General features: G+C 69.4%; 23 protein-coding genes, 2 tRNA genes and 1 pseudogene. 13 read left to right on the top strand and 13 right to left on the bottom strand.

From position 1 onward, the window contains the following. The first annotated feature begins 141 nt into the window (after nt 1-141). Nucleotides 142-699 (top strand): site-specific integrase, encoded by a 558-nt coding sequence (locus AB0F88_RS18055; RefSeq protein ID WP_362684592.1) that lies wholly within the window; start codon nt 142-144, stop codon nt 697-699. 45 nt (nt 700-744) lie between these two features. On the opposite strand, the gene AB0F88_RS18050 is transcribed toward AB0F88_RS18055, so the two are convergent. The 7 genes from AB0F88_RS18050 to galU all read right to left on the bottom strand — a co-directional run bounded on the left by AB0F88_RS18050 (nt 745) and on the right by galU (nt 5,755). Continuing rightward, nucleotides 745-821, bottom strand: a tRNA-Ala gene (locus tag AB0F88_RS18050). A 57-nt stretch (nt 822-878) separates the two neighbouring features. Continuing rightward, a complete protein-coding gene (locus tag AB0F88_RS18045) occupies nt 879-1,613 on the bottom strand; it encodes a hypothetical protein (protein WP_362684589.1) in 735 nt (244 codons plus the stop codon). A gap of 124 nt (nt 1,614-1,737) precedes the next feature. Beyond that, nucleotides 1,738-2,382 (bottom strand): GNAT family protein, encoded by a 645-nt coding sequence (locus AB0F88_RS18040; protein ID WP_362684586.1) that lies wholly within the window; start codon nt 2,380-2,382, stop codon nt 1,738-1,740. A gap of 55 nt (nt 2,383-2,437) precedes the next feature. Beyond that, nucleotides 2,438-2,911: a MogA/MoaB family molybdenum cofactor biosynthesis protein gene (locus AB0F88_RS18035; protein ID WP_362684583.1), complete on the bottom strand. Its 474-nt coding sequence runs from the start codon at nt 2,909-2,911 to the stop codon at nt 2,438-2,440. Between the two features lie 233 nt (nt 2,912-3,144). Then, nucleotides 3,145-3,639 (bottom strand): cyclic pyranopterin monophosphate synthase MoaC, encoded by a 495-nt coding sequence (gene moaC / locus AB0F88_RS18030; RefSeq protein ID WP_362684580.1) that lies wholly within the window; start codon nt 3,637-3,639, stop codon nt 3,145-3,147. 23 nt (nt 3,640-3,662) lie between these two features. Next, nucleotides 3,663-4,850 carry a gephyrin-like molybdotransferase Glp gene (gene glp, locus AB0F88_RS18025; protein WP_362685578.1) on the bottom strand — a complete coding sequence of 396 codons (1,188 nt, stop codon included), beginning with the start codon at nt 4,848-4,850 and terminating at the stop codon, nt 3,663-3,665. 5 nt (nt 4,851-4,855) lie between these two features. After that, nucleotides 4,856-5,755 (bottom strand): UTP--glucose-1-phosphate uridylyltransferase GalU, encoded by a 900-nt coding sequence (gene galU, locus AB0F88_RS18020; protein WP_362684577.1) that lies wholly within the window; start codon nt 5,753-5,755, stop codon nt 4,856-4,858. Nucleotides 5,756-5,780: 25 nt separating this feature from the next. Between galU and AB0F88_RS18015 the strand changes: the two genes are divergently transcribed. From AB0F88_RS18015 to AB0F88_RS18005, 3 genes and pseudogenes are all read left to right on the top strand, one after another. Then, entirely contained in the window at nt 5,781-6,362 is a 582-nt protein-coding gene (locus AB0F88_RS18015; RefSeq protein WP_362684574.1) for a 5-formyltetrahydrofolate cyclo-ligase, read from the top strand. A 199-nt stretch (nt 6,363-6,561) separates the two neighbouring features. Continuing rightward, nucleotides 6,562-8,067 carry a potassium/proton antiporter gene (locus tag AB0F88_RS18010; RefSeq protein WP_362684571.1) on the top strand — a complete coding sequence of 502 codons (1,506 nt, stop codon included), beginning with the start codon at nt 6,562-6,564 and terminating at the stop codon, nt 8,065-8,067. A gap of 447 nt (nt 8,068-8,514) precedes the next feature. Next, nucleotides 8,515-8,691 (top strand): annotated as a pseudogene (locus AB0F88_RS18005) (FmdB family zinc ribbon protein); the annotation flags it as partial. A gap of 14 nt (nt 8,692-8,705) precedes the next feature. Here AB0F88_RS18005 and AB0F88_RS18000 read toward each other — a convergent pair. After that, complete coding sequence (locus AB0F88_RS18000) at nt 8,706-8,903, bottom strand: hypothetical protein (protein ID WP_362685614.1); 198 nt, start codon at nt 8,901-8,903, stop codon at nt 8,706-8,708. 335 nt (nt 8,904-9,238) lie between these two features. Between AB0F88_RS18000 and AB0F88_RS17995 the strand changes: the two genes are divergently transcribed. Continuing rightward, nucleotides 9,239-10,048, top strand: coding sequence for an S-methyl-5'-thioadenosine phosphorylase (locus AB0F88_RS17995; RefSeq protein WP_362684568.1), 810 nt, complete (start codon nt 9,239-9,241; stop codon nt 10,046-10,048). 336 nt (nt 10,049-10,384) lie between these two features. Continuing rightward, a complete protein-coding gene (locus AB0F88_RS17990; RefSeq protein ID WP_362684565.1) occupies nt 10,385-10,990 on the top strand; it encodes a flagellar biosynthesis protein FlgA in 606 nt (201 codons plus the stop codon). A 63-nt stretch (nt 10,991-11,053) separates the two neighbouring features. On the opposite strand, the gene AB0F88_RS17985 is transcribed toward AB0F88_RS17990, so the two are convergent. Then, the gene (locus tag AB0F88_RS17985) at nt 11,054-11,371 is read right to left on the bottom strand and encodes a hypothetical protein (protein ID WP_362684562.1); all 318 of its coding nucleotides are present in this window, start codon (nt 11,369-11,371) and stop codon (nt 11,054-11,056) included. Further along, a complete protein-coding gene (locus AB0F88_RS17980; RefSeq protein ID WP_362684558.1) occupies nt 11,368-11,625 on the bottom strand; it encodes a hypothetical protein in 258 nt (85 codons plus the stop codon). The genes AB0F88_RS17985 and AB0F88_RS17980 overlap by 4 nt, the downstream gene beginning before the upstream one ends. A 1,079-nt stretch (nt 11,626-12,704) precedes the next feature. Between AB0F88_RS17980 and AB0F88_RS17975 the strand changes: the two genes are divergently transcribed. Both AB0F88_RS17975 and AB0F88_RS17970 read left to right on the top strand, forming a co-directional pair. Then, nucleotides 12,705-13,541, top strand: coding sequence for a helix-turn-helix transcriptional regulator (locus AB0F88_RS17975; protein WP_362684555.1), 837 nt, complete (start codon nt 12,705-12,707; stop codon nt 13,539-13,541). Next, on the top strand, nt 13,528-13,728 hold the full coding sequence (locus AB0F88_RS17970; RefSeq protein ID WP_362684552.1) for a DUF397 domain-containing protein: 201 nt from the start codon (nt 13,528-13,530) through the stop codon (nt 13,726-13,728). The genes AB0F88_RS17975 and AB0F88_RS17970 overlap by 14 nt, the downstream gene beginning before the upstream one ends. Nucleotides 13,729-13,783: 55 nt before the next feature. On the opposite strand, the gene AB0F88_RS17965 is transcribed toward AB0F88_RS17970, so the two are convergent. Continuing rightward, the gene (locus AB0F88_RS17965) at nt 13,784-14,740 is read right to left on the bottom strand and encodes a D-alanyl-D-alanine carboxypeptidase family protein (protein ID WP_362684549.1); all 957 of its coding nucleotides are present in this window, start codon (nt 14,738-14,740) and stop codon (nt 13,784-13,786) included. Between the two features lie 1,245 nt (nt 14,741-15,985). Here AB0F88_RS17965 and AB0F88_RS17960 point away from each other — a divergent pair. Continuing rightward, nucleotides 15,986-16,058 (top strand) — tRNA-Arg (locus tag AB0F88_RS17960). Between the two features lie 242 nt (nt 16,059-16,300). Further along, nucleotides 16,301-16,915: an SMI1/KNR4 family protein gene (locus AB0F88_RS17955; protein ID WP_362684546.1), complete on the top strand. Its 615-nt coding sequence runs from the start codon at nt 16,301-16,303 to the stop codon at nt 16,913-16,915. 142 nt (nt 16,916-17,057) lie between these two features. Here AB0F88_RS17955 and AB0F88_RS17950 read toward each other — a convergent pair whose 3' ends face one another. Next, nucleotides 17,058-17,405 (bottom strand): VOC family protein, encoded by a 348-nt coding sequence (locus AB0F88_RS17950; protein WP_362684543.1) that lies wholly within the window; start codon nt 17,403-17,405, stop codon nt 17,058-17,060. 327 nt (nt 17,406-17,732) lie between these two features. Between AB0F88_RS17950 and AB0F88_RS17945 the strand changes: the two genes are divergently transcribed. Beyond that, nucleotides 17,733-18,137, top strand: a complete 405-nt coding sequence (locus tag AB0F88_RS17945; RefSeq protein ID WP_362684540.1) for a DUF4265 domain-containing protein — start codon at nt 17,733-17,735, stop codon at nt 18,135-18,137. Between the two features lie 97 nt (nt 18,138-18,234). Next, nucleotides 18,235-20,493 carry a DUF4132 domain-containing protein gene (locus tag AB0F88_RS17940; protein ID WP_362684537.1) on the top strand — a complete coding sequence of 753 codons (2,259 nt, stop codon included), beginning with the start codon at nt 18,235-18,237 and terminating at the stop codon, nt 20,491-20,493. 168 nt (nt 20,494-20,661) lie between these two features. On the opposite strand, the gene AB0F88_RS17935 is transcribed toward AB0F88_RS17940, so the two are convergent. Further along, complete coding sequence (locus AB0F88_RS17935; RefSeq protein ID WP_362684534.1) at nt 20,662-21,501, bottom strand: class I SAM-dependent methyltransferase; 840 nt, start codon at nt 21,499-21,501, stop codon at nt 20,662-20,664. Nucleotides 21,502-21,649: 148 nt separating this feature from the next. On the opposite strand from AB0F88_RS17935, the gene AB0F88_RS17930 reads away from it, so the two are divergent. Continuing rightward, nucleotides 21,650-22,327, top strand: coding sequence for a helix-turn-helix domain-containing protein (locus AB0F88_RS17930; RefSeq protein WP_362684531.1), 678 nt, complete (start codon nt 21,650-21,652; stop codon nt 22,325-22,327). Nucleotides 22,328-22,390: the final 63 nt, after the last annotated feature.

Here is a 22,390-nt window from a genome sequence, read left to right as displayed (position 1 = left end):
TCTAGGGTTGATCACGCCTAACCCTGTCGACCTCTGCTCTGTTCCTCGCGGCAAGACGGGTCGTCCTTCCAAGGCGCTCAGCTGGCTCAGGCGGAAGCCGTACTCAAGGCCGCCGAGGACACTCCGCTCCATGCCTACGTCGTGCTTGCCCTGCTCACCGGTGCTCGTACCGAGGAACTACGGGCGCTCACCTGGGACCACGTTGACCTGGAAGGTTCTCCAGACTCAGCGCCCAGCGTTCCACCGTTCGTCGCCGTCTGGCGCTCGGTCCGTACCGGTGGCGACACCAAGACCAAGAAGTCCCGGCGCACGCTAGCACTCCCTCAGCGTTGCGTAGACGCACTACTCGACCACCTGGCGGCACAAGTGGAAGCGCAGGGAGACTCATGGTCGGTAACTGGCCTGGTTTTCGCCTCGACCACCGGAACCGAGCTGGACGCGCACAACGTACGGCGGGCGTTCCGGAAGATCCTGGAGAAGACTGACCTAGATCCCCGCGAGTGGACGCCCCGCGAGCTACGGCACAGCTTCGTGTCCCTGCTCTCAGACAATGGCATCCCGGTGGAGGAGATCTCCCGGCTGGTCGGCCACAGCAGCACGGTCACCACGGAGACCATTTACCGCAAGCAGATCCGCCCGGTACTCCAAGGCGGAGCAACCGCCATGAACCGCATCTTCGCTTCTGACAAGGAGGCTTAGTCACGCAAAAGGCCACTTCCGATCTCTCGGAAGTGGCCTCTGACCTGGTGGAGATGAGGGGATTCGAACCCCTGACCCCTTCGATGCGAACGAAGTGCGCTACCGGACTGCGCTACATCCCCAAGACGTGGACTAGATTAGCAAACTTCCGAGGGCACTCGCGCCATCCGGAGCGCGGGTCAGTCGCCGACCGCTCGGCGGGGGGGCTCCGCGTACTGATCGAAGATCTCGTCGCGGAGCGCGGCCAGGTCGATGATCTCGGCCACGGGGCGCTGGGCCTCCAGGAGGGCGGCACGGCGGCGGGCGCGCTTGGCACGTTCCGCGTGGGCCTGGGCTATCGCTGCGCGCCGTTCGGCGTCGATCTGGACCGTGACCCTGAGAACGGCCATGTAGACGCCCAGGAGCACCACTGAGGGCGCCACGCCCCACCAGGGGATGATCTGGACGGCGGCCGTCACCACGGAGGCGAGCAGGAGCAGGACGCACCAGAGCGTGAGGCGCCTTCGCTTGGCCACCTGCTTGCCCCGGCGGCGGAGTTCCGCGCGGCGGCGCTCGGACGCGGCCCTGCCGGCGGCGGTCCTACCGGTTTTGCCGGCCTGGGGCGGGGCGGGCGGGGCCTCACCCCCGGTCCCGGACGCTGTCTGGGCACCCGGCGAGGCTTCCTCTGCACCGGGCGACGGAACGTCCCCTTCCGGGGAGAGCGAGGACTCGGGCAGGTCGGCGGAGGAGACGGGCAGGGGCTCGGTGAGGGTCTCGGCCGAGTCCTCGTCGATCGCCCGCTCGTCGTAGGCGTACGGCTCGATGTCCTTGTGGGTCTCGGCCAGGGTGTTGCGGTCGCGGTGCAGCCACATGGGCACCAGCACGCACAGCCACATGACGACGATGGCCAGGTAGAGAACGACACCGCTGCTCACGGCCACCTCCGGGCAGCATGAAGACGCGCATGGTCTCCCGGCGTCCTCAATCTGCTCATGTCACGCACCGTAAGACCGCGTGTCACTATTTGACGAGCATTCGATGCGGTGTGTCGCGAGATCTTCAAACCTCTTCGTGCGGAGTGCCACCGTGGGCGGCCGCCTCACGGGCCCGCCGCCACCGTACGAGCAACCCCCTCGGGGCGTCTTCGACCGTGAGTGCGTAACAGATGTGGTCGCGCCAGGCACCGTCGATGTGCAGGTGCCGACGTCTGATCCCTTCTTCCCTGAAACCAAGCTTTTCAACCACTCTGCGGCTCGCGTGGTTTTCTGGGCGGATATTGGCTTCGACGCGGTGCAGCCCGGTGGTGAAGAAGCAGTGGTCGACGGCCATGGCGACCGCGGTGGGGGTGATCCCGCGACCGGCCAGCGCGCCGTCCACCCAGTAGCCGATCTGGGCCGACCTGGCGGAGCCCCAGACGATGGCGCCCACGGTGAGCTGTCCAGCGAAGGCGCCCTCGTAGGTGACGACCCACGGCAGCGCGAGACCCTGCCTGGCCTCCCTGCGCAGGGTTCCGGCCATGGAGACGTAAGGGCCGAGACCGGTCTTGAAGAGGGGGGTCTCGGGATTGCTCGGCTCCCAGGGACGGAGCCAGTTCGCGTTGCGCAGCCGCGATTCCCGCCAGACGCGCACGTCCCGCAGCCGCAGCGGCCGAAGTCCTACCGGGCCTTCCGTAAGGGTCACCGGCCAGCCACGAAGTCGATCCACACCCTCATCATCTCCCGAAGAAGGCCCGCGGTGCCATGGAAGCAGGGGAGGCGGATCAACGGGGGTGATCTCCTCCCCTGATCTGGTCCACGGCGTGCCTGAGCACGGGAGACAGCACGCCCATGCCGTCGCGCACCCCTCCCGAGGAACCCGGCAGGTTGACGATCAACGTGCCACCGGCCTGCCCGGCGAGCCCGCGGGAAAGGATGGAGGTGGGCACCTTGTCCCGGTTGACGTGACGGATGGCCTCGGCGATGCCGGGAACCTCCCTGTCGATCACCCGCTGGGTCATCTCCGGGGTGAGGTCCGCCGGGGTCAGGCCGGTGCCGCCGGTGGTGACGATCACGTCGTACCCCTCCGCGACCCCGGACCGCAGCGCCGCCTCGACCGGCTCGCCGTCGGGGACCACCTCCGGGCCGTCCACGTCGCACCCGGCCGCCACCAGCAGCTCGGCCAGCAGCTTCCCGGAGGTGTCCTCGTACGTCCCGGCGGCGGCCCGGTTGGAGGCGGTGATCACCAGAGCTCTCATGGGATCATCCTCCCAGGGTCTTGGGGACCCGGTCTCTGGGGACCCGGCCTTCCACCGACCCGGTCTCTGGGGACCCGGCCCCCCATCGACCTGATCTCTGGGGACCCGGCCTCCCACCGACCTGGTCTCCCGAAGATTCGGCGCCGTCGTGACGGGATCTCCTCACCGGGACCGGATATCCCGGGGCGGGATATCCGGGGACGGCCAGGGACGGGATATCCCGGGACGGGATGTCAGGGGCGGGTCCAGATCCCCGTCTTGCCGCCGGTCTTCTCCTCGACGCGGACATCGGTGATCACGGCCGCCGGGTCGACCGCCTTGACCATGTCGATCAGGGCGAGCGCCGCGACCGAGACCGCGGTCAGCGCCTCCATCTCGACGCCGGTACGGTCGGCGGTCTTGACCCGTGCCGTGATCTCCACGCCGTCGTCGGCCACGGTCAGCTCGACCTTGACCCCGTGCAGCGCGATGGGATGGCAGAGGGGGATCAGGTCAGGGGTCCGCTTGGCGCCCATGATCCCGGCGATCCGCGCGGTGCCGATCGCGTCGCCCTTGGGCACCTCCCCCGACCGCAGCAGCGCCACGGCCTCGGCGGACAGCAGCACCCGGCCGGTGGCGGTCGCCGTACGGAGGGAGACGTCCTTGGCCGAGACGTCCACCATGCGCGCCGCGCCGGTCTCGTCGAGGTGGGTGAATCCGGCCGCTTCGCTCCGGTCCCGGTCGTTCACAGGGTTCACAGGGTTCACAGGGTTCACAGGGGGATGACCTCCACGTCCGTACCCTCGGGAAGCTCGGTGACGTCCTCGGGCACCACGATCAGGGCGTTGGCCGCGGCCAGGGCGGCGAGCTGGTGGGAACCCTGCCCGCGCACCGGGCCGACCGTACCGCCGGGGCCGAACACGCCGCGCAGGTAGGAGCGCCTGCCCTCGGGCGAGCGGAGCCGGCCGGTGGTGACCGCCCGCACGGTCGGCGTGGGCTCCTCGGGCAGGCCCCGCATCCTGCGCAGCGCCGGCCGGACGAACAGGACGAACGACACGAACGACGAGACCGGGTTGCCGGGCAACGCGAAGATCGGCACCTGGTCCTCGCCGACCACGCCGAATCCCTGGGGCATGCCCGGCTGCATGGCGACCCGCTCGAAACGGACCGTGCCGAGCGGGCCGAGGGCCTCCTTGACGGGCTCGTACGCGCCCATCGAGACGCCGCCGCTGGTGATCACGAGGTCGGCCCGCAGCAGCTGCGCGTCGAGCTGGTCGAGGAACCCCGCGGCGTCGTCGCCGACGATCCCCGCCCGGTAGCCCTCGCCACCCGCCTCGCGGACACCGGCGATCAGGGCGAAGCTGTTGGACTCCCAGATCTGGCCGGGTCCCAGAGGCAGGCCGGGCTCGACCAGCTCGGCTCCGGTGGAGATCACGACCACCCGCGGGCGAGGCCGTACAAGAACCCGGCGGCGGCCGACACCCGCCAGAATCCCGAGCTGCGCGGGACCGATCGGGGTGCCCACGGGCAGGACGACGTCGCCCGCCCGCACGTCCTCCCCGGACCTGCGGATCGCGTGGCCCTTCATCGCCGGGCGGCCGATCGCGACCTGAGCGGTGCCGCCGTCGGTCCACTCGACCGGGACCACCGCGTCGGCCCCGGCGGGCAGCGGGGCCCCGGTCATGATCCGCATCGCCATGCCGGGACCGATGGCCTGCAACCGGCCGTCTCCGGCCGCGATGTCGTCGATCACCGGGAGCGTCACCGGGGCGTCCGCGACGTCCTCGGCCCGCACGGCGTAGCCGTCCATCGCGGAGTTGTCGAAGGGCGGCAGCGAGACCGGAGCAGTGACCTCCTCGGCCAGCGTGGTGCCCAGCGCCCGTTCCAGTTCCAGCTCCAGCGGGGCGAGCACCCGCACGGTGCGGAGGATGTCGGAGAGGTGGTCGTCGACCGATTTCAGGGAGCTCATCGCGAGGCCAGGAACTCCTTGAGCCAGGGCATGAACTCAGGCGCCAGGTCGGGACGCTCGGCGGCGAACTGCACCACCGTACGCAGGTAGTCGAGCTTGTTGCCGGTGTCGTAGCGGCGGCCTCTGAACAGCACGCCGTGCACCGGGCCGCCCTGGTCGGTGCCGCGTCCTGCGAGGGTACGGAGCGCGTCGGTGAGCTGGATCTCGTTGCCGCGTCCCGGCGGGGTGTTCTCCAGGACCTCGAAGACGGCCGGGTCGATCACGTACCGGCCGATGATGGCCCAGTTGGACGGGGCCTCGTCGGCGGGGGGCTTCTCCACCAGGTCGGTCACCCTGACCACGTCGTCCTCACCGGTGGGCTCGATGGCGGCGCAGCCGTACAGGGAGACCTGCTCCTGGGGGACCTCCATCAACGCGATGACGCTGCCGCCGTGCGTGCCGCGTACCTCGATCATGCGCTTGAGGAGCTCGTCGCGGTGGTCGATGAGGTCGTCGCCGAGCAGGCAGGCGAAGGGGTGGTTGCCCACGTGCTGCTTGGCGCACAGCACGGCGTGGCCGAGGCCGCGTGGCGTGCCCTGCCGTACGTAGTGCAGGGTGGCCAGGTCAGCGGGCTCCCGCACCTGCGAGAGGCGCTCGTCGTCGCCCTTGGCCTCCAGGATCTCCTCGAGCTCGTGGGCCCGGTCGAAGTGATCCTCGATGGAACGCTTGTTCTTCCCGGTGACCATGAGAACGTCGAGCAGCCCGGCGGAGACGGCCTCCTCGACGACATACTGGATCGCGGGCTTGTCGACGATGGGCAACATCTCCTTGGGGGTCGCCTTGGTCGCCGGAAGAAAACGGGTGCCCATACCCGCCGCGGGAACGACTGCTTTCGTCACAGCTTCGAAGTCGGCCATAACCAAAACCTTAGTGGAGGGACCTGTGGACAAGCTGACGCTGCGTGCCACGATCGAGGCCGCACGCGCCTCGATCCCCGACGAGAAGCGGCACGCGGCCTCCGTCCAGATCAGGGAATCCCTGCTGGACCGGCCCTGGGTCCAGATGGCCGGGCTGGTCGCGTGTTACTGGTCGATCGGGACCGAACCGGCGACCCACGGGCTGGTCTTCGCCCTGTGGAAACACGGCGCGACCGTGATCCTGCCGGTGCTCCGCGACGACGACGATCTCGACTGGGCGGTGTACGACGGCCCGGACACCCTCGCCCCCGGCCGCTTCGGGATCATGGAACCGGTCGACACCCGGCGCGGCGTCGACGCCGTCAGGACCGCGGCCCTGGTGATCGTGCCCGCGCTCGCGGTCGACAGGACCACCGGGGTACGGCTGGGCCGCGGCGGCGGCTCCTACGACCGGGCGCTGGCCAGGGTCGGCCCGAACGTGCCGACGGTGGCGCTGCTCCACGAGGGCGAGCTGCTCGACGGCGTGCCCGCCGAGCCCCACGACCTCGCGGTCCGCTACGCGGCGACCCCCGAGGGGATCTTCAAGACCGCCGCCGCGGAGGTGTGACCGACCGCCGGAACGGGGCGTGACCGGCCGAGGAGTGCAGGCGTGACCGACCGGCGGGCGTAGGTGTGACCGACCGCCGGAATCGCCGCCGGACGCGGGGCCGAAGGCGTCGAAATCGTGACGGGGAGTGCGCGCCGCGTGTGCGTGGCGCCCCTCCTGAATGCGACACAATGGTCCCCGGAGTCAGAGAGGGGACCAGATGGGACTGGACGTCTGGCTGCTTCTCGGTGCCGGAATCGTCATCGCGGCCATCGTCGCAGTTCGTGTCGCCCATCGGAGCGGGCTGCCCAGTCTCCTGATCTTCCTTGGCTTCGGTTTGCTCGTCGGCGAGTCCGGGTTCGGGCTGCAGTTCGAGAACCCGCAGCTCGCGCAGGAGATAGGCCTGATCGCGCTGGCGATCATCCTGGCCGAGGGCGGCCTGACCACCACCTGGAGCCACGTCAAGGGAGCCATTCCCACCGCCCTGGTGCTCGCCACCGTCGGCGTGGGGGTGAGCATCGCGGCCGTCGCGATCCCGGTGCACCTGATCCTCGGCATGGACTGGCGGACCGCGCTCCTGCTCGGCGCGATCCTCGCCTCCACCGACGCCGCCGCCGTCTTCTCCGTACTGCGCCGCCTGCCCCTGCCCTCGCGCCTCGCGGGCATCCTGGAGGCCGAGTCGGGTCTCAACGACGCCCCCACGGTGATCGCCGTCATGCTGCTGAGCGCCGCGACCTCGCCCAGCCTGGGGCTGGCGCTGTTCGAGGTGGCCCTCGAACTCGTGGTGGGCGCGGCCGTCGGCCTGGCGGTCGCCCCGCTCGGCGTGTACGCGCTGCGCCGCATCGCGCTTCCCGTCTCCGGCCTGTACCCCATCGCGGTGCTCGCGCTCGCGTTCGTCGCCTACGCGGGAGCCATGCTGCTGCACGGCAGCGGCTTCCTCGCGATCTACCTCGCGGCACTGGTCATGGGCAACTCCCGGATGCCGCACCGCGCGGCCTCGCGGGGTTTCGCCGAGGGCGTGGCCTGGCTGGCGCAGATCGGCCTGTTCGTCATGCTCGGCATGCTGGCCAGCCCTTCGGAGATGCCGTCCGCGATTGTGCCCGGCCTGGTGGCCGGGCTGATCCTGGTCGCGGTGGCCCGTCCTCTGTCGATCATCGTTTCCGCGCTGCTGACCCGGCTGTTGCGCATCGACAGGCTGGGCTGGCGGGAGCAGGCCTTCCTGTCGTGGGCCGGGCTGCGCGGCGCGGTGCCCATCGTGCTCGCGACCATCCCCTGGGCCGCCACCTCCGTTCCGGACGGCACCGCCAAGTTCGTGTTCAACGAGGTCTTCGTGATCGTCATCGTCTACACCCTGCTGCAGGGTCCGACGCTGCCGTTCGTGGCGAAACTCCTCAAGCTGTCCACCCCCGAGGAGGCCCGCGACCTGGAGGTCGAGTCCGCGCCGCTGGAGGAGCTCAACGCGGACCTGCTCCAGGTCAAGGTGCCGCCGACGTCCAAGCTGCACGGTGTGGAGATCTTCGAGTTGCGGCTGCCCACGGACGCCCAGGTGACGCTGATCGTCAGGGACGGCCGGACGTTCGTCCCCACCGACTCCACGAGGATCAGGACCGACGACCAGTTGCTGGTCGTGACCACGGCCGCCTGCCGTGACACGGTCGAACGCCGAATGCGCGCGATCAGCCGCAAGGGCAAGCTCGCGGGCTGGTTCGGCGAACGCGGCACCTGACCGGGATCCGGCGTCCGATCGAAGGCGGCACCAGATCGAGGTTCGGCGCCTGAGCAACGTCCAACTGAGGTTCGGCACCTGAGCGACGTCCAACTGAGGTTCGGCACCTGAGCGACGTCCAACTGAGGTTCGGCACCTGAGCGACGTCCAACTGAGGTTCGGCACCTGAGCGACGTCCGGCATCTGACCGAGGCTCGACGGCACCCGATCCGGGGGCGGCCCGCGCCCGAACCGGATTCCGGCCACATCCGCCCCATGGCCCCGGCCACATCCGAAGCGGGATTCGTCCCGGCCGAATCGAGGGCCGGCGACACCCGATCCGCCAGGCCGGGCCGCGTCCGGAGCGTGGTCCGTCCACATCTGATCGGAATCCTGCTACGGAATGCGAGGACTCCGACTCGCGTTTAAGCTTGTCGGCTGCGTACCATTAGCAGTCGCGCCACTAGAGTGCCAATCGGCGCGGATCATTACGAGGAGGAGCGCGTGCCCACCTACCAGTACGCCTGCACAGCCTGTAACAACCAGTTCGAAATCGTCCAGAAGTTCTCCGACGACGCTCTCACCGAGTGCCCGAGCTGCGCGGGCGACCTGCGCAAGGTGTTCTCCGCGGTCGGCATCGTCTTCAAGGGCTCGGGCTTCTACCGGACCGACAGCCGGTCCTCGTCGTCGAGCACGGTGACGTCCGCGAACGGTTCGTCGAGCTCTTCCAGCTCCTCGGACTCCTCCGGTTCGTCCTCGTCGAAGTCGTCCGACTCGTCGAGCTCGTCCGACTCGTCTTCGTCGAAGTCGTCGAGTTCCTCGTCGGCCTCCACGTCGACGAAGACCGCGAGCAGCACGGCCGCCGCGGCCTCCTGAGCCGCGCCCCCGTCCCCCTCGAACCCACCCCCGGCCGGCCGTTCACGGGCGGCCGTCCGACCGGCCGCCCCGGGCCGTGGCCTCCCATCCGCCCCCTTCACCGACCGAAGCGGGGTTGACGAGCCCCGGCCCCGGCCCCTCCGCCGCCGGTCGTCGCAGGACAGCCCTCGGCCAGTTCAGCACAGCCCGCCCGGCCTCCGATCGGCGTTCCACCGCTTTCACCGAAAGCGACCGAGCGGCTACCCGGGGACGCGGTTATCCACAGGCCGTCACCCGGGCTCCTCAGGGACCGGCCCGTGGCGCTAACCTCAGCTCCATGGTCACTCGCGCGGACATCGGGGTCATCGGCGGCTCGGGCTTCTACTCCCTGCTCGACGACGCCACAGAGGTCGAGATCGCCACGCCGTACGGCCCACCCAGCGACGTCGTCACCGTCGGCCGGATCGGGTCGCGCTCGGTCGCCTTCGTGCCCCGCCACGGCCGCGACCACCGCTTCCCCCCGCACCGGATCCCCTACCGGGCGAACCTGTGGGCACTGCGTTCCCTCGGCGTCCGCCAGGTCCTCGCCCCCAGCGCGGTCGGCTCCCTGCGCGCCGAGATCGGCCCCGGCGCCCTGGTCGTCCCCGACCAGATCGTCGACCGCACCTCAGGCCGCGTGCAGACTTACTACGACGCGGGCGGCGTCGTCCACGTCGCCTTCGCCGACCCCTACTGCCCCTCGGGTCGCGCGGCGGCCGTCTCCACCGCGCGTTCCGCCGGCTGGGAGGTGACCGACGGCGGCACCCTCGTGGTCATCGAGGGCCCGCGTTTCTCGACCCGCGCCGAGTCCCGCTGGTTCAGCGGCAACGGCTGGTCGATCGTCGGCATGACCGCCTTCCCCGAGGCCGTCCTCGCCCGCGAGCTGGCTCTCTGTTACACCTCGGTCTCCCTGGTCACCGACCACGACGCCGGGGTCGAGGCGGGTGAGGGGGTCACCCACGACGAGGTCCTCGCCTTCTTCGCCACCAACGTCGGCCGCATGCGCTCCCTCGTCGGCGAGGTCGTCGCCGCCCTCCCCGAAGAACGCACCTGCCCCTGCCAGAACGCCCTGGACGGCCTCAAGCTCCCCTTCGACCTCCCCGGCTGATCCTGTAGCCGGCGGCCCCGGCGTCACCGCCAGGTGAGCCACCCGGCGAAACCCGAGAAGGGCCGAATCCAGCTCCCGGCCACGCCCCGGATCCGCCGACAACCACTCGCTCCGCCCCGCTCCGCCAGCCGGCGGGGCGTCCCATCCACCCCAGGCACCGCCTCGCCACTTGGCGGGGCTGTCCCACCCACCAAGGGTCTGTCCCACCCACCAAGGGCGCCGCGCCGCCATCCGGCGGGGCGTCCTATCCACCACGGGCACCACGCCGCCACTCGGCGGGGCTGCCCCACCCATCACGGGCACCGCGCCGCCCGGCTCCCACCTCTGGAGTCAGCCATGCGCGCTCTGCGCCGCTTCCTCGACCGCCGTCACCGTCTCATCGCCACCGCCGTCGCCGCCCTGGCGATGGGATGCGCCGTGCTGGCACTGCGCCCGGACACCGCCTCGGTGACCGTACTGACCGCCGCCAAGGATCTCCCCGGAGGCGTGCTGGAACAGGCCGACCTGACACCGGCCCCGCTGAGACCCGGTACCGTCCCCGACGGCGCCCTGCGGCCCGGCATGCCGTACGCGGGAAAGATCCTGGCGGGTCCCGCACGGCGCGGGGAGCCGCTGACCGACGTCCGCCTGCTCGGCCCCGGCCTGCTGGCCGCCCACGGCGAGGGGACGGTCGCCACTCCGGTACGCGTCGCCGATCCCGAGACCGCGCGCCTGCTCTCCCCGGGTGACGTGGTGGACGTGCTCGCCGCCACCTCGACCTGGGACGGCAATGCTCCGGCGACCATCGCGGCCGAGGACGTCACGGTCCTGGCCACCCCGGGCGGGGAGTCGGAGCGGGGCGCGCTCATCGTGCTGGCCACCACGTCGGCCCAGGCGACCGAGCTGGCCTCCGCCCAGGCCGGCGGGCGGCTCTCCATCACGATCGGCCCTCGCGGGGGATGAATCTCATGACGACCGGTGAGGGCACGGCGGCCAGGGCCGGGGAGGTATGGCCGCCATACCCACTCAGGGACCGTCGGTCCCGGTGAGCGCCCAGCGCCGGATGATCGCGGTCATCTCGGCCTCGCGCATCTGGCTCTTCAGGCCCTCGACGGTCCGGTCGCAGAGCAGCAGCGGTTCCGGGGTGGGCCAAGTGGCGATGGCGTGGAAGAGGCGGCTGCCGGTGCCGTAGAGCACGGCCCAGCCCGGCCAGGTGACCTGCAGCAGTGCCGCCTCGGCACGGGCCTCGTGGTCCCAGGTGTAGTGGGGTACGGCGGCGATGGCCAGGCCGTCGCGGTGGCGCCCGCGAGCGGAGGCCCGTCTGATCGGAACGCGGCGGATCACGAGATCACCCTCCCCGCAGCCCGCTCCTCCTGAGCCTCCCTGGCGACGACCTCCTCAGCGATGGTTTCCTGCCGGTCGGTCTCATCCCGGAGGGCATCGAGGGTGTCGGCGTCGACGGTCCGTTCGGCCCCGGCCTCGAACGCGACCGCTGAGAAGGGCTTCTCACGGCTGGCCCACAGCCGCCCGGCGTCACTGAGAATCAGCCGCCAGCCGGGGATGGCCTGTTCGGGTGTGCTGGATTTACCATCGTCCATTGATTGGACCTCCATCCGATCAAGGGCCCGTCCGGTCGTTGGTAGCGGTGGACGGGCCCGCCTTGTGAAGCGGGGAAGGACATGGAGGGGTGGACCGTACGGGCCGGACGGCCGGTACGGAGCTGGAGTGAGCACCGCGCGGCACGGGATGCGGGCGGTTGTTCGCCCGAGGTGGTGCCCGATGCCCCGGGACCGAAGTGGCCGGGTTGGGTGGGGCGCGCGATGACGCCCGGTACCGGGCCGGGGCGGCCTGGTCAGAACGGCCCTGGATGGGAGCAGCGGGCGACGACGGCCGCGCACCCGGCACGGTGACGGCGCCGGTACGGTCCGAGCCCGCCGGGGAGGACGCAGAACGGGCACCGGCGAGGCCTTAGTGACCTGGGCCTGGACCTGGGACTGAGCCTGGGCCTGGATCTGGATCTGGGCCTGGAGCTGGGCCTGGACCTGCTCCGCGGACCGCTGGGCGGGCACCGGGGAGATCGCCTCGGCCCGGCGCGCGGGGGCGAGCGGCTCGAAGCAGGACAGGGAGCGATTCCCGGTGCGGCGGGCCTCCAGACGGATGGCCATCAAGGCGCCCGAGGGCTGCGCGTACTCGTGCTCATGATCGGCGAGCTGGTCGGGGCAACTGTGCGCGTAGGGGGCGTGCCCGCAGGCGGCACACCCCATCGGCAACGGCGGTACGTCGGCGAAACAGGCGCAGCCGCTCGCCGTGGCCCGGTCGAGGACCGGAGCACTAGGGTTGTTCACGGGTCAGGACTCACTTCCTGATCAAGGACCCGTCGTCGGTGTGCAAGACCGGCGACGGGTCCGTTTTCTGTTGATGACCTCGTTCAGTCCAGTAGCTGTGTTGACCTGCTCGCAGGCCCATCGGTGAGCCGCAACGGCTCCTGCATTCGTAGGCGGATGAAGCAGGTCATGCTCCGCGTCAGAGATCGAATCTCATGACGTGCCACGCACCCCTTTCAGGCCTACGCCCCTCAGGACTCCTATAGTGCAGTGAGAATCCCATCGATACAACGGCATCTAATAAGTGTCCGATAAGTCCATCCCCGGAGCGGCTGATGCGGCAAGCTGTCCGCATGAAGCACTCCACCGTTCGGCTGCGCCGCCTGTCACGTGAGTTGCGCACGCTGCGTGCGACCGTAGGAATGACGACGGAGGCCGCCGCCGAACAGCTCGGCTGGTCGCGCAGCAAGCTCAATCGCTTCGAGACGGGCAAGGGTGCGCCGACCCCTGACGATGTGGCGGCGATTTGTCACCTGTACTGCGTGGAGACGGCAACCACCAATGCCATGGTGCAGCTCACGCGCGAAGTCGCCCGGCGCGGCTGGTGGACGGCCTACTCAGATGTGTTCACCGGGTCGTATGTCGAGTTCGAGGCGGCTGCCAAGACGATCCGGCACTGGGAACCGCTGTTGATTCCCGGCCTGCTCCAGACCTCTGACTACGCCCGAGAGATCATCCAAGCAGGTCATCCCGATCGGTCTGACGTTGAGCTGGCACGCCGTGTCGATGCCCGGATGCAGCGCAAGACCAGTCTGTTCGGTGCTCACACCACCCTGCACGCTCTCATCGCCGAAGGCGCTCTACACCATCCTGTGGGAGCGCCCGGCATCATGGCCCGGCAGCTTGGCGACATCCTTCACGCCATGGATCAGCCGAACATCACGATCCAGGTCCTCCCATCGAAAGTCGGTGCTCACGGCGGCATGGAAGGGACTTTCTCAGTGCTGTCGTTCGACGACGATCCGGATCTCGGCTACGCCGAATGCCCGGCAGGCGAGGTGTACGTCGAGGACAGCGAGCAGATTCGGCAACTTATGCTGACGTTCGAGCGCCTCATCGACGTATGCCTGTCCCCCGAAGAATCCGCGGCGCTCATCACCGTGTTGAGGAGCAACCATGATCTCCCCTGACCTGTCCGGCGCCGAATTCCGCACCTCCACCCTCAGCGGAGCCAACAACAACTGCGTCGAGGTGGCCACCAACCTGCCGGGACTCGTCGCCGTACGCGACAGCAAGGACCCGTCCGGCCCAGCGCTGACCTTCACCCCCGCGGCCTGGAACGACTTCCTGACAGGCATCCGCACCGGAGAGATCTGACCCGACACCGAGCACTGGCCGCAGGTACAGCGCCCGCGAGACCGCGACCGAGCCCTTACAGCAGGGAGCCGATCTTGGGGTCGTACTCCCAGTGCCAGGGCTCGAAGGGGCTGACGTAGGCCCACTTGGGGTGGATCCAGCCGAACTTCTTGCCGTTGGTCTCCAGCCAGTTGAACTCGGCCGAGCGGAAGCGTTCGACGCCCCCGCACAGGTCGACGGCGAGTCCCAGGCCGTGGTTGCTGCGGCCCGGGATCGCCGCCAGGCCGGGGCGGGTGTAGTAGACCGACTGCTGCTCGGCCAGGCTCCGGTAGCTGTCGGTCACGCACATCGGCTTGCCGAACTGCCGCTTGTACGACTCGTTGAGGCTGATGAACGCGAGCGCGGCGTCCCCTCGCAGCTGGTTGCCCCGCTGCTGGAGCGGGCAGAGGTACGCCTGCGGGATGAGCCCGTTGGGGAACTCGCTCATCGAGGTCGCCCTGGTCGGGTCGCACCCGGCCGCCGGCTGCCCCTTCTTGTTGATTTTGACGCCCAGCTTCACCAGGGCCTTGGTGAGAGACTGCACGATCTTCTGCGAGCGCACCCTGAGCGTCTCGATCTCGGCGCCCATCTGCGCCTCCGCGAGGAGGTTGCTCGCCCGGAGCTCCTGCGCCTCGCCCGCCAGGCGCTCTCGCTCCAGCTGCAGGCGGCTGCTGTCCTCAAGGATCAGGTCGCGCTCGGCGACGATCTGGGTGAGACCGGCCATCGCGCGCAGGGTGTCGGCGTCGGACTCACCGGAAAGGAAACCGGCCACGTCCCCACCGCTCGGCTGCTGGTAGAGGAACCCGACAAGGTCTGACAGCGGCTGCCGTACCTGGGCGAAGGCCCTCTCTGCCACCTGCAGCTCCCGCAGCTTGGTGGAGAGCTCCTTCTCCGAGGTGCGGATCTGGGTCCGCCTCTGCTCCAGCGCCTTGGTCGCGGCCTCTAGATCCTTCGCGGCCTTCTCCGCCTCACGACGCAGTTCTGTGAGATTCACCGGCTCCGCGGCAACGACGGCCTGAACCTCCGCCGGCGCCCGCTGCGCGGCAGCGGCTCCCGGCAGGAAGGAAGTCATCGTCGCGACGACGGCGATCAGACCCGCTGATCGACGAGGTGGCACGTTCGACCCCTCCGTTTGCGAACTCGTGACCTGGGTCAGGCACGCACGCTACTACAGCTGACCAAGTGCACGGGCCAGACTCCCCACAGCCGTTATGCGCCGAACACCCCTTTTTGGGACCGGACAAGTCAGACTTCTTGCCGCCCGCGCTTCTTGCAGACCTCCCAGAGCCACGTCCCCTTCCACTCCGCCGAACACCCGTCGCGGGGCTCAGGTGGCGCGAGTGGCGGCCTCCGCTCCCCCCGAGGCCCAGGTGCCACAGAGGGCGGCAATGCCACCTTCCGTGGCCCTCTGGAGCCTTGCGGATAGGTCTCTATGGGAACGACCACATCTGACTCACCCGCACCATCCGTCCCGTTCGTCTCACGGGCATCGTCCAGCCGGCCGGGCTCGCTCGGGTCCTCCTCCGTACGGCGCACTCCCGACTTCGCCGCGACGGGCACCCACCCCCCGTACACCCGCTCCGGCCGCAACGGCGGAGGCACCAGCCTCGGCTCGAACATCCGGCTCCGCACGGGCCCGACCACGACCGGTACCACGGCCACCGCGTCCCCCGGCGGCTCCTCGTCCGGCGAACTCTCCGGCCCCCCGGCTCCCACCCGGGACGCCGCGCCGGTCCAGGCTCCACCACTCCCCTGGGAACCCTGCCGTTCCCCACCCTTCGCCCAGAGACCTCCGTCTCCGTGAAGCATCTCCGCTTCCCCGGGTCCCTCGGCTTCTTCCGCCTCCGCCGCCTCCGCTGCCTCTGCGGCTTTCTCGGCCTCTTCGGCTCTCCCGCGTCCTTCGGCCTCTCCAGGCCCCTCAGGCTCCACATCGCCGTCGGCCATCTGGACGGCCGCCTCGTAGCCGGTGAGCTCGGCCACCAGCAACCCCCCGGCCAGAAGCGCGGGTGCCAGCATCGCGCCACACAGCACCACCGGTCGCAGGGCGCGATGCCCGCGGATGCGCTTCCGTCGCCTGTCGATCACGGAACGTGACGCTAACCTCGCCCACCACCCCACACCCGCCCACTTGCCGCCCTTTTACTCCAGGCCAGCGAACCGATAACCCACCGTCTGCCCCCAACTCCCCCTCAGGGCGCGCAACCACTCGCCACTTTCGCTACTCTTACTAGGAGCCCCTGCCTCCGTAGCTCAGGGGATAGAGCACCGCTCTCCTAAAGCGGGTGTCGCATGTTCGAATCATGCCGGGGGCACTCTTCTGACCAGCTGTTTTAGCCCCTGACCTGGGGCTCAGTACGCCCCCTCTCAACGATCACGTGCAGCCGAGAGTTCGGTCCCGTCCGTCAACGTGACGGTCGCCCAACGAGGCGGACGAGATCCTGATGATCCGTCACAGCGACAACGACACCCGGGTGTACCGAGCACTACCCAGCCGGAAACGACCTGCCGCGCATCATCGAATCCTCTTGATCACATTGCCCTACGGTATCCGCCCATGAACGCCATCCACGTCCCCGGCACCATGCGCCATCCCTGGCTCGGCCTTCTGCGGCACGTGGGCCCGACAGCCATTGAGCGTGTGTACGGGGATGACCCCGAACACCTCTCGGCCGAAGTTAGCTCCCAGAACTGGCTGGGCTCACCTGGGGTCGCTGAGCCCGAGATCGTGCGGCACGAGCAGCGTCTTGGTGCCCGCCTGCCCCCGAGCTACAGGGAATTCCTCCAGGTCACCAACGGCTGGGACAAGGACGGTATCGCCTGCGGTCAGTTGCTGCCGCTTGCCGAGATCGGTTGGCTTCGTGATCTCGATCCGCATCTGGCCGGCATGTGGTCGTCCCCGGACGAGAAGCTCCTGAGCGTGCCCGATGAGGACTACTTCGTTTACGGGGAAGGTCAGGACACGGTCCATCTCCGGGCAGAGTATCTACCGGACACCCTCCAGATCGGCGAATACGACGACGGCACGTACCTCCTCAACCCTCACATCAAGACCCCGGACGGTGAGTGGGAGGCCTGGTATCTCGCACCCTGGCTACCCGGAGCCATGCGCTTCCGCTCCTTCTGGGACCTCATGAACGGCCGGTTGCGGGAGTACACAGAGGCCCCATAGGGATTACGCGGTCCGGCTTCGCCGCGCGAAGAGGCCGAGACGCCGGAGATGGACCGGTCGCTGCGAGTGCGGATCGGTCACCACCTGGCCAGCCGGGCGATGCCGTACATCGGCTGCCACCGCCGTCACCGAACCTCCGCGGTCAGCGGTGCCCCAGGACGTTGACCACGCGGCCGTTCGGGTCACGGACGAAGAACCGGCGGACCCCCCACTCCTCGTCCTGCAACGGATGCACGATCTCGGCACCGCTGTCACGCATGGCCGCATAGGCGGCGTCCACATCGTCCACCTCGATGCTCATGTCCGGAGTGACAGGTGCCGTCTTGTCACCGGTCATGATGCTGACCTGCGCCGTGGGAGCGGACGGAGAGGCGAGGGTCATGATCCAGCCGTGGTTCATGACCTCTTCCAGGCCCAGGAGGCCGTAGAACTCCGCGCTCTCCTCCAGGGCTTCGGACTGGATGTTGGGGACGATCCGACGTGCCGGCATCGACGGCTCCTGCAGCAGACGAGGGGATGTGCGTGTGATCCTTCTGCTCAGGATGGCGCATGTGTTCCGGAGCCGGCCGTCGAGAGGAGCGCTGATCCTCAAAGGTCGGCCGTCCCCGCCGAAAGCCTCGCAGGCTGTATGCCGACCGCGCCTACGACCACGAAGCCTTCCTCAGCCTGGGACGCGCCCTGATCCGTCGGCGTCGGTTGACGGCATCTCACCGAAACTGATCTTCTCCGGCTGTCGGAATATGAACTCTCACCCGAAAGGCGCGTCATCACCATCATCACGCACGACAATCCGATCGGCCGTGACCTCAGCGACTACATGGTCCACGCGGATCTCTCCGAACGCGTGGACGGCTGGCGCGAGCAGCTGTGGACCCGCCGGCTGACCCCGGACAGGTTCGAGATCACCTGCCTGCCGTTCTTCACCCACGGCATCTGCCATCACGATGTGGTGACCATCGACGACCGGCACCTGGTGGCGGCCGTGGTCGAGAAGTCGGGCCACCGCACTTTGCGGGTCGCCTTGGTCCGGCAGCACCCTCATCGCGACCGGTTCCACGAGCTCCTTCATGGCGAAGTGGCGACGTCCGGTCTGGCTCACGAGTGGTTGCAGGGCACCTATCTCTCTGTCGATCTCCCTCCAGGTACTGACCCGGACCCCCTGGTGAAGATCCTTACCGGGCCGGAAGAGATGGGCGCGCTCTTCTGGGAGATCGACTCCTGAGATCGCGGATCATTCCGTCAGGAGTTCCGAAGCGGGTGAGGTGACTCTGTCGGTGGCATCCGGCAGGATCTCCCGCATGCGGCTTTCCCCTCAAGGCATGCGGCTTTCCCCTCAAGCGCGGCAACTGCTGGATCTGATGACCGGAGCCGGGAAGGACCACGAGGAGTGGCCCGACGCCTCTCAGGTGAGCGCGGTCGAGCTGGGCACGCTGATCCCTGCGGCCTACCGGGTCGGAAAACAGGGCGGCGGCGCCATGAGTGCCCGGTTCTCGATCGAAGAGCAGGCCAGGCAGCGGCAACCGCTGTTCACGCCTGAGGCATGCGTCGACATGTTCGACGCACTGGTCGAGGGATTGCAGACCCGGAAATGGGCGGATCTGTGCGTCGGGATCGGTGCGCTGGTGCGCTGCCCGGCGGGAGCGCCGTTGGAGCGGCTGGCCGATCCCGCCCGCGTGCTGGTCGGCTTCCTGCTGCGCGAGAACCGGCTGGACACCCCCTTCTTCCTGCTGGCGGCGGCCGGGCTCGCGGGACTGGACACGGAGGTGGCCGCCCGGCTCGTCGAGAGGCGGGGGCCGATCGCGGTCGCCGAGGTGGAGTTGCTGCTCGGCTGGGATGCCGAGCGCCGGGCGCTGTACGCCGAGTCGGTGCAAGAGGAGCGGTCGTACACCTCCTCGCCACCGCTACCCGACGTCCGGGAACGGCTCGCCGACCTGTCCGACTATGTGGCCTTCGCCCAGGCGACTCTGGAGGCGGCCGAGGCCCGCATCGCAGCGATCCACGCCGGGCAGATCCCCTATCGGGCGGACAAGGCGTTCGAAGACGGGGAGAAGGAGACCATCGGCCGGGCCGTACGGCTGGCGCTCTTCCGGGACGAACCCTGGCTGCCCGGACTGCTGCGGCGACTCCTGCACGGAGTCTCGGTGGCACCCACCCAGGCCAGGACGCTGCCCTCGCAGGGCGTGCTGTTCGAGATCGCCCGAGCGGTGGAGGACCACCCCACCCCGGAGGCGATCTCGGCGCTGCGAGCCGCCCGTCAGGCGACCAGGCACGCGGGGGCGTCCAAACAGCTGGACCGCATGCTCAAGCGGATCGAACCCGCCCTGGCCGACCGGGTGGAGGTGGCCTTCCGGCTGCCCGACGGGCGGGTACGACAGGCAGTGGGCGAGCACACGGCGGTGATCTCGACCGAGGGCGAGGTCGAGCTGTCGTGGTGGCACGGGGACAGGAGGCTCAAGTCCGTCCCCGCAGCGGTCAGACGTGAGCACGCGGACGAGGTCAAGCGGCTGCGGGAGCTGGCCAGGCGAGTTCGGCAGCAGCAGGCGACGTTGGTCAGAGCGCTGGAAGCCGGATACGCGAGCGAGAACGCGCCGCCGTACCGGCAGCTGGCGGGGCAGCCGCTCACCGATCGGCTGATCTGGGAGTTCGAGGTCTCCCACGGTGTGTGGCGGAGCGAGCTGGGGCTGGGCCTGCCGGACATGCCGGTGCGGCTGTGGCATCCGGCCCGCGCGTCGCCGGAGGAGGTGCGCGCCTGGCGGGAGGTCGTGCAGGACAAGGAGCTGCGGCAGCCGTTCAAGCAGGCGTTCCGTGAGGTGTATCTGCTCACGCCCGCCGAGGAGGCGACCGGGATCTACTCCAACAGGTTCGCCGGGCACGTGGTCGACTACCGGAAGCTGTACGCGCTGTTCAAGCAGCGGGGCTGGCGCGCCGACTACATGGGGCCCTGGGACGGCGGTGGTTCCGGGGAGGCGCGACGCGTACTGACCGGTGGACGGTGGCGAGCGGAGTTCCACCACGAGTACCTCTCGCACGACGAGGGGTACGCGGTGACCGACCAGGTCCGCTTCCACCGGCTCACGGAGGGCGAGTGGCACCCGGCGCCGCTGATCGAGGTGCCGCGGCTGGTGTTCAGCGAGGCGATGCGAGACGTGGACCTGTTCGTCGCGGTCACCTCGATCGCGACCGACCCCGAATGGACCGACCGTGGGCTGGATCGGCTGCGGGACCACTGGCGGACGGGTTCGTTCGGGCCGCTGCCGCCGTCCGCCGAGGTGCGCCGAGACGCGCTGTCCCGGCTGATCGGCCGCACGACCATCGCCGGCCGGTGCACGTTGACCGATCGTTTCCTGGTGGTCCGGGGCGACCTACGCACCTACAAGATCCACCTCGGCTCGGGCAACATCCTCATGGACCCCAATGACGCCTACCTCTGCATCGTCCCTCGCGGCGGTGGCGACCAGCTCTTCCTGCCTTTCGAGGAGGACGGCGGGATGCTGTCGATCATCCTGTCGAAGGCGTTCCTGCTGGCCGCCGACACCGCCATCGCCGACCCGTCCATCGCCCACCAGCTCCGCAACTGACCCGCCCATGGACTGAGCCGACGTGTGCGGCGGTCTGCCCAGGATCACAGCGATTCCTGCCCAGGATCACGGCGATCCGTCGATGACCGCTCGGGTGGGAGACGCGGCTCCGCCGGACCCGGGCAGACCACCGCCTCCGCAGGACCAGGGACACACCGATTCTTGTCGTCAGTCGTGCTTGCGTGCCGTGAGGAGGAGGTACTCCCATTCCATCACCGTTTTCTTCTCGCCCTGTAGATGGCGGCGGGCCAGTTCGGTGAGGGCGTGGTCCAGGGCGGCGACCCGGTCGGGGTCCCCGGCCATCCCCCGGTAGACGGCGACGGTCGGGCCGTAGTTGGCCTTGAAGTAGTCACGAAACGCGTCGGGGTGAGCGAACCGGTCGATCGTGACCGTCTGCCGGCGCGCGACGACATCGGTGACCGCGTCCCCGAGCAGCGCACGGACGTGATCCTCGCTGCCCCACAGCGGAGGGGGTTGCGCGCCGGGCGGAGGTGGGGGCGCGTACGGTTTCATCGTCGCGAACATCTGGCCGATGAACCCCTCCGGCGTCCAGTTGAGCAGGCCGATCGTGCCGCCCGGGCGGCAGACCCGGATCAGTTCGTCGGCGGCGGCCCGGTGGTGGGGAGCGAACATGACCCCGACACAGGACAGGACCGTGTCGAACTCGCCGTCGGCGTACGGCAGGGCCTCCGCGTCGGCCTGCCGCCACTCCACCTTCGCGCCGCGCTGCGCGGCCAGGGCCCGTCCCGCCTCCAGCAGTTCCGGGGTCAGGTCGCCGGCCACCACGCTCGCCCCGGCCAGCGCCGCGGGGATGGCGGCGTTGCCGGACCCGGCGGCCACGTCCAGCACCCGGTCCCCGCGTCCCACCCCGCACGCCTCGACCAGGATCGCGCCCAGATCGGGGATGATCTCGGCGGCGACCGCGGGATAGTCGCCCAGCGCCCACATGTCGCGATGCCTGGCCTTCAGCGCACGGTCGGCCTCTGGCGCGTCGCTCTGTACGTTCATCCTGCTTCTCCCTCATCGCCGCGGTGAACTGGGATCGACGGTAAGGAAGGACGGGTTCGCCATCTAGTACACGATCTGTACCAGCACCCGGCCGAGACCCGGTCGGCTGTCTCTGGCGTTCACGGCAGCTGAGCTTAGACTGCGGAGCATGGGCTCCTCGTACCACCAGTTCTGCCCAGTCGCCAAGGCCGTGGAACTCCTCGACGAACGCTGGACGCTGCTCGTCATCCGGGAGCTGGTCTGCGGGACCGAGCGTTTCAACGAGCTGCGACGCGGCCTGCCGCGCATGTCCCCCACGCTGCTGTCCCGGCGGCTGCACCGGCTCGCGCATGCCGGCATCGTGGAGAGGCACGTCGAGGACAACGACGTGCGATACGTCCTGACCCAGGCCGGCCACGAACTGCGACCGGTGGTCGAGGCACTCGCCGCCTGGGGCGTCCGCTGGATCGGAGAGCTGGGCGACGAGGACCTGGACCCGAAGCTGCTGTTGTGGGACATGCACCGCAACGTCGACCGGACCGCCGTTCCTGATGGGCGGACGGTCATCGAGTTCCGGTTCCCGGACGTGCCGCCCAGCAGTCGCCACTGGTGGCTCGTGATCACGCGTGGCGAGGTCGACGTCTGCGACACAGACCCCGGCCACGCCGTGACCGTGACGGTGACCGCCGGCCTGCGCAGCATGGTCGAGGTCTGGCGCGGCGACCTGAGCTGGTCGGATGCGCTGCGCGCCCACGCGGTCGAGGTGCGGGGTCCCGAAGCGCTCCGCCGCGCCGTGCCCCTGTGGTTCACGCTCCCCCGATGGGCCTCCGTGCCCCGGCCTGTCTAGCACGCAGGCGTCCCCCGATGGGCCTCCGTGCCCCGGCCTGTCTAGCACGCGGGTGTCCGCCCT

It is taken from the genome of Streptosporangium sp. NPDC023963, from assembly GCF_040639135.1.
In the GTDB taxonomy this organism is placed as follows: Bacteria; Actinomycetota; Actinomycetes; order Streptosporangiales; family Streptosporangiaceae; genus Streptosporangium.
Note: the sequence above shows the minus strand (reverse complement) of the source record. Positions and strands in the feature narration are given on the sequence as shown.

Excerpts from the sequence above, each read along its gene's own strand:
- AB0F88_RS18035 (WP_362684583.1), bottom strand. The coding sequence starts at position 2,911 with ATGAGAGCTCTGGTGATCACCGCCTCCAACCGGGCCGCCGCCGGGACG.
- galU (WP_362684577.1), bottom strand. The coding sequence starts at position 5,755 with ATGGCCGACTTCGAAGCTGTGACGAAAGCAGTCGTTCCCGCGGCGGGT.
- AB0F88_RS18010 (WP_362684571.1), top strand. The coding sequence starts at position 6,562 with ATGGGACTGGACGTCTGGCTGCTTCTCGGTGCCGGAATCGTCATCGCG.
- AB0F88_RS17995 (WP_362684568.1), top strand. The coding sequence starts at position 9,239 with ATGGTCACTCGCGCGGACATCGGGGTCATCGGCGGCTCGGGCTTCTAC.
- AB0F88_RS17990 (WP_362684565.1), top strand. The coding sequence starts at position 10,385 with ATGCGCGCTCTGCGCCGCTTCCTCGACCGCCGTCACCGTCTCATCGCC.
- AB0F88_RS17980 (WP_362684558.1), bottom strand. The coding sequence starts at position 11,625 with ATGGACGATGGTAAATCCAGCACACCCGAACAGGCCATCCCCGGCTGG.
- AB0F88_RS17975 (WP_362684555.1), top strand. The coding sequence starts at position 12,705 with ATGAAGCACTCCACCGTTCGGCTGCGCCGCCTGTCACGTGAGTTGCGC.
- AB0F88_RS17970 (WP_362684552.1), top strand. The coding sequence starts at position 13,528 with ATGATCTCCCCTGACCTGTCCGGCGCCGAATTCCGCACCTCCACCCTC.
- AB0F88_RS17955 (WP_362684546.1), top strand. The coding sequence starts at position 16,301 with ATGAACGCCATCCACGTCCCCGGCACCATGCGCCATCCCTGGCTCGGC.
- AB0F88_RS17950 (WP_362684543.1), bottom strand. The coding sequence starts at position 17,405 with ATGCCGGCACGTCGGATCGTCCCCAACATCCAGTCCGAAGCCCTGGAG.
- AB0F88_RS17945 (WP_362684540.1), top strand. The coding sequence starts at position 17,733 with ATGGTCCACGCGGATCTCTCCGAACGCGTGGACGGCTGGCGCGAGCAG.
- AB0F88_RS17940 (WP_362684537.1), top strand. The coding sequence starts at position 18,235 with ATGCGGCTTTCCCCTCAAGCGCGGCAACTGCTGGATCTGATGACCGGA.
- AB0F88_RS17935 (WP_362684534.1), bottom strand. The coding sequence starts at position 21,501 with ATGAACGTACAGAGCGACGCGCCAGAGGCCGACCGTGCGCTGAAGGCC.
- AB0F88_RS17930 (WP_362684531.1), top strand. The coding sequence starts at position 21,650 with ATGGGCTCCTCGTACCACCAGTTCTGCCCAGTCGCCAAGGCCGTGGAA.